1 protein-coding gene is annotated in these 4,329 nt (G+C 62.0%); it reads left to right on the top strand.

Features of this window, described 5'->3' with window-relative positions; all coding sequences use genetic code 11:
• Positions 1–4,329: beta strand repeat-containing protein (locus DM374_RS32120; protein WP_225422666.1), on the top strand; the 4,329-nt coding region annotated here is incomplete at both ends.

The following is a 4,329-nucleotide window of genomic DNA, read 5'->3' as shown; positions in this document are numbered from 1 at the left end:
TGGCAAGGGCGGTTTCATCGAAACCTCGGGCGCTCACGTCAACGTCGCTGACAGCGCGAAAGTCACCACCAAGGCTGCGTCCGGCAAGACCGGCACCTGGCTGATCGACCCCAACGACTTCACCATCGCTGCCAGCGGCGGCAACATGACTGGCGCGTCGGTATCGGCGGCGGTGCAGAGCAACAATTTCGAAATCCAGACCGCGACCATGGGCACTGCGGCAGGCAACGGCGACATCCACGTCAACGATGCGATCACCTGGAACAGCGGCAATACGCTCACCCTGAACGCGGAGCGCAACATCAACGTCAACGCCGCCATCACTGCCGAACATGCCAGCGGCAAGGTCGCGCTGCGCTACGGCCAGGGCAGTGCCGACGGTGGCACCGCGGACTACGTCATCAAGGCGCCTGTCAACCTGCAAAGCGGTGATAACTTCAGCACGCAGAAAGGCACCACGGGCGCGAAGATCACTTACACCGTGGTCAACAATGCTGCTGATTTACAGAACATGAACAAGCGCTTGAGCGGTAACTATGCCGTGGGCAGTGATATCGACCTGAGCAGCATCGCCAACTGGCTGCCGGTGGGCGATATCTTTGCCAATAATGAATTCACTGGCCGTCTCGCAGGGCTGGGTCACGCCCTTGCCAATCTCACCATCAACCGCACCGACATCATGCTAGTGGGGCTGTTCGGTCGCACCGGCAGTGAGAGCGAGATCCGCGATATTGGTTTGGTGGGGGGCAGTGTGGTGGGGGCGGTCGCCGTCGGCGGGCTGGCCGGAAGGAACGCTGGCCGCATCAGTAACGTCTACACCACCGTCAGCGTCTCGGGTAGCACGGGCGTCGGTGGGCTGGTCTCGGAAAACACGGGCAGCATCAGCAACGCCTATGCCACCGGCAGTGTGACGAGTAGCGGCATCAGTGCTGGCGGGCTGGTCGGGGCTAACTTTGGCAGCATCAGCAACGCTTATGCCACCGGCAGCGTCTCGGGGAGTGACTACGTCGGTGGGCTGGCCGGGCAAAACGGGGGCAGCATCAGCAATGCCTATGCCACCGGCAGCGTCGTGGGGCAGGGCACTTATGTCGGCGGGATGGTTGGTTTCAACCGTGGCAGCATCAGCAACGCTTACTGGGATCTCAGCAGCACTGGACAGAGCTACGGCGCAAGCTCTGGCGCGACTGCCATCACTGACAGCGACCGTTACTCCCCTGGCAGCTATGCCGCCTTGGGCAACTGGGCTCTCGTCAATGGCACCCGCGACGTCTACGCGGCCAGCGATGCCAATGGTGTCACGCAGTGGATCATGATCGAAGGGCAGACCCGCCCATTCCTCGCCAGTGAATACAGCATCAGCATTCGCAACGCCCACCAGTTGCAACTGATGGCCTACAACCTGGGCGCACACTACACGCTGGCGATGAACATCGACGCCAGCGCCACGGCAGGTCGCAACGCCAGCGGCATGTGGAGCACGGCAGGGTTCGTGTCGGTGGGGGATGCAAGCAACCACTTCGTCGGTACCTTTGACGGGCAAAACCATACCATCGACGAACTGACCATCGACCGTGCCTTCACCGACGGGATCGGCCTTTTTGGCCGCACCGGCAGTGGCAGTGAGATCCGCAATACAGGTTTGGTGGGAGGCAGCGTGGCGGGCCGGTCAGACGTCGGCATGCTGGTTGGGCGCAGCGATGGCAGCATCAGCAACGCCTTCGCCACCGGCAGGGTCTCGGGGGACCTCTACGTCGGCGGGCTGGTCGGACGCAGCGATGGCAGCATCAGCAACGCTTATGCCACCGGCAGCGTCAGGGGGAGTGACAACGTCGGTGGGCTGGCCGGGAAAAACGGGGGCAGCATCGGTAACGCCTATGCCACAGGCAGTGTGATGGGCGGCGGCACCGTCGGCGGGCTGGTCGGATGGAACATCGGCAGCATCGCTAGCAGCTTCTACGCCATCACTGATGCCGGCGGCAACAGTATCAATAACGGGGGGAGAAGCACGGGAGCGTTCACCGGCAATAGTAATGGCGCGGCCAAAACCACAGACGAATTGCTTCAGGCATCCACCTTTGCTGGCTGGAGTATGGCCAGCACGGGGGGGACGGATGCTATCTGGCGCATCTACGAAGGGTATACCGGTCCGCTGCTGCGCAGTCTCCTCAAGCCTCTGACCGTCACGGTCGCAGATGTTACGGGCAAGACCTACGACGGCACGAATGGCCAGGTCGCGGGCGTTCGCCACAGTCTTTCGGACAACCGTGCCAGCCTGCTGGGCAGCGCAAGCTATACGAGCGCCGCCACCCGGAACGCAGGCACCTATGGCCTGGGTGTCACCGGCTTGTATTCCGCTCAGCAGGGGTATGACGTCAGTGTTGTCGAAGGCAGCTACCGGATCGACAAGGCCAGTCTTGCAGTGGGCGGCGTCAGTGCCACCAACAAGACCTATGACGGCACCCACTCCGCCATCCTCACGGGCACGGCTGCGCTGACAGGCACGGTCTTTGGCCAGGATGTGGTGGCCATAAGCAACACCGGCAGTGCTACTTTTGCCGACAAAAACGTCGGCACCGGCAAAGCCGTAACCGTCACCTACACCCTGAGTGGCAGCGATGCGGATAACTACAGCCTCATCCAGCCGAGCGGTCTGACGGCTGAGATCACGCGGGCGGATCTGACGGTGGCGGGTGTCAGCGCCAACAACAAGATCTACGACGGCACCCAGGCGGCGACCCTGAGTGGTACCGCCACGATCAATGCCATTGGCCAGGATGTGGTTTTCGTCAGTGATACCGGCTCTGCCAGCTTCGGCGACAAGAACGCCGGCACCGGCAAGGCTGTTATCGTCAATGGCTACACCTTGAGTGGCGGTGATGCGGGCAACTACAACCTCGTCCAGCCAACCGGGCTGACGGCTGAGATCACGCGAGCCGGTCTGATGGTGTCCGGTGTCAGCGCTGCCAACAAGACTTACGACGGCACCCGTGCGGCCACCTTGAGCGGTACCGCCACGATCAATGCCATTGGCCAGGACGAGGTTTCCGTCAGTGGCACTGGCGCTGCCAGTTTTGCCGACAAGAACGCCGGCACCGGCAAGGCTGTTACCGTCAATGGCTACACCTTGAGTGGCGCTGATGCGAACAATTACACCCTCGACCAGCCAACCGGGTTGACGGCCAACATCAACAAAGCCGATCTGGCGATAACCGGCATCAGCGCCAGCAACAAGACCTATGACGGCACCGACTCCGCCCTCCTCACGGGCACGGCTGCGCTGTCAGGCACGGTCTTTGGCCAGGATGCTGTGATCATCAGCGATACGGGCGGCGCGGCGTTTGCCGACAAAAATGCCGGCACCGGCAAGGCAGTGACCGTCACCTACACCCTGAGTGGCAGCGATGCGGGCAACTACAGCCTCGTCCAGCCGATCGGGCTGACGGCCGATATCAGCAAGGCAGACCTGGTGGTGACAGGTATCGGTGCCAGCAACAAGACCTACGACGCCACCAACGCGGCGACCCTCACTGGCACCGCGGCGGTCAGCGCCATCGGCCAGGATCGGGTCTCTCTCAGTGGCGCGGGTGTTGGCAGCTTTGCCGACAAGAACGCCGGTGCCGACAAGGCCGTGACCGTTACCGGCTTCGCCCTGAGCGGCAGTGATGCGAACAACTACAGCCTCGTCCAGCCGACCGGGCTGACGGCTGATATCGGCAAGGCCAGCATCCATTCCATAACCGGGATCACTGCGGTAAACCGCACCTACGATGGCAGCATCGAGGCCACCCTGAACTACGATGGAGCCGGTTTCACGGGCCGCCTCGCAAATGATGAATTGAACGTGGTATCAGCCACCGGCGCCTTCGCCAACAAAAACGCGGCGAACAACAAAGCCGTCGCTATCACTGGCATCACCCTCGGCGGTACGGATGCTGCCAACTACACCCTGGTCAACGATACCTCGGCGACCACCGCCGATATCGCCAAGGCTGCACTGACCATCACCGCCGACAATGTCAGCAAGGTGGCCGGGCAAAGCATCGCGTTGAAAGGCTACACAACCCGCGGCCTGGTGGGGGGCGACAGCGTTGTATCGGTCAGCCTCAGCAGTAGTGGTGAACTTTCAAGTGCTGCGGCCGGGGTTTACGCAATCGTTGTCAGCGATGCCATCGGCTCGGCGTTGGACAATTACGCCATTCACTACGAGCGTGGCACCTTGCTGGTCCACAGCGACCAACCCTATCTCGGCGCAATGACTTCCAACGGCCAGACCGTTTCGACCGAGGCCAAGCAACAGGGCCACGTGCCCGAAGCCCTGGATCAGAACAT

Origin of the sequence: Pseudomonas huaxiensis, from assembly GCF_003231275.1 — a bacterium.
Taxonomy (GTDB): Bacteria; Pseudomonadota; Gammaproteobacteria; order Pseudomonadales; family Pseudomonadaceae; genus Aquipseudomonas; species Aquipseudomonas huaxiensis.
This window is presented reverse-complemented; position numbering and strand designations above follow the sequence as displayed.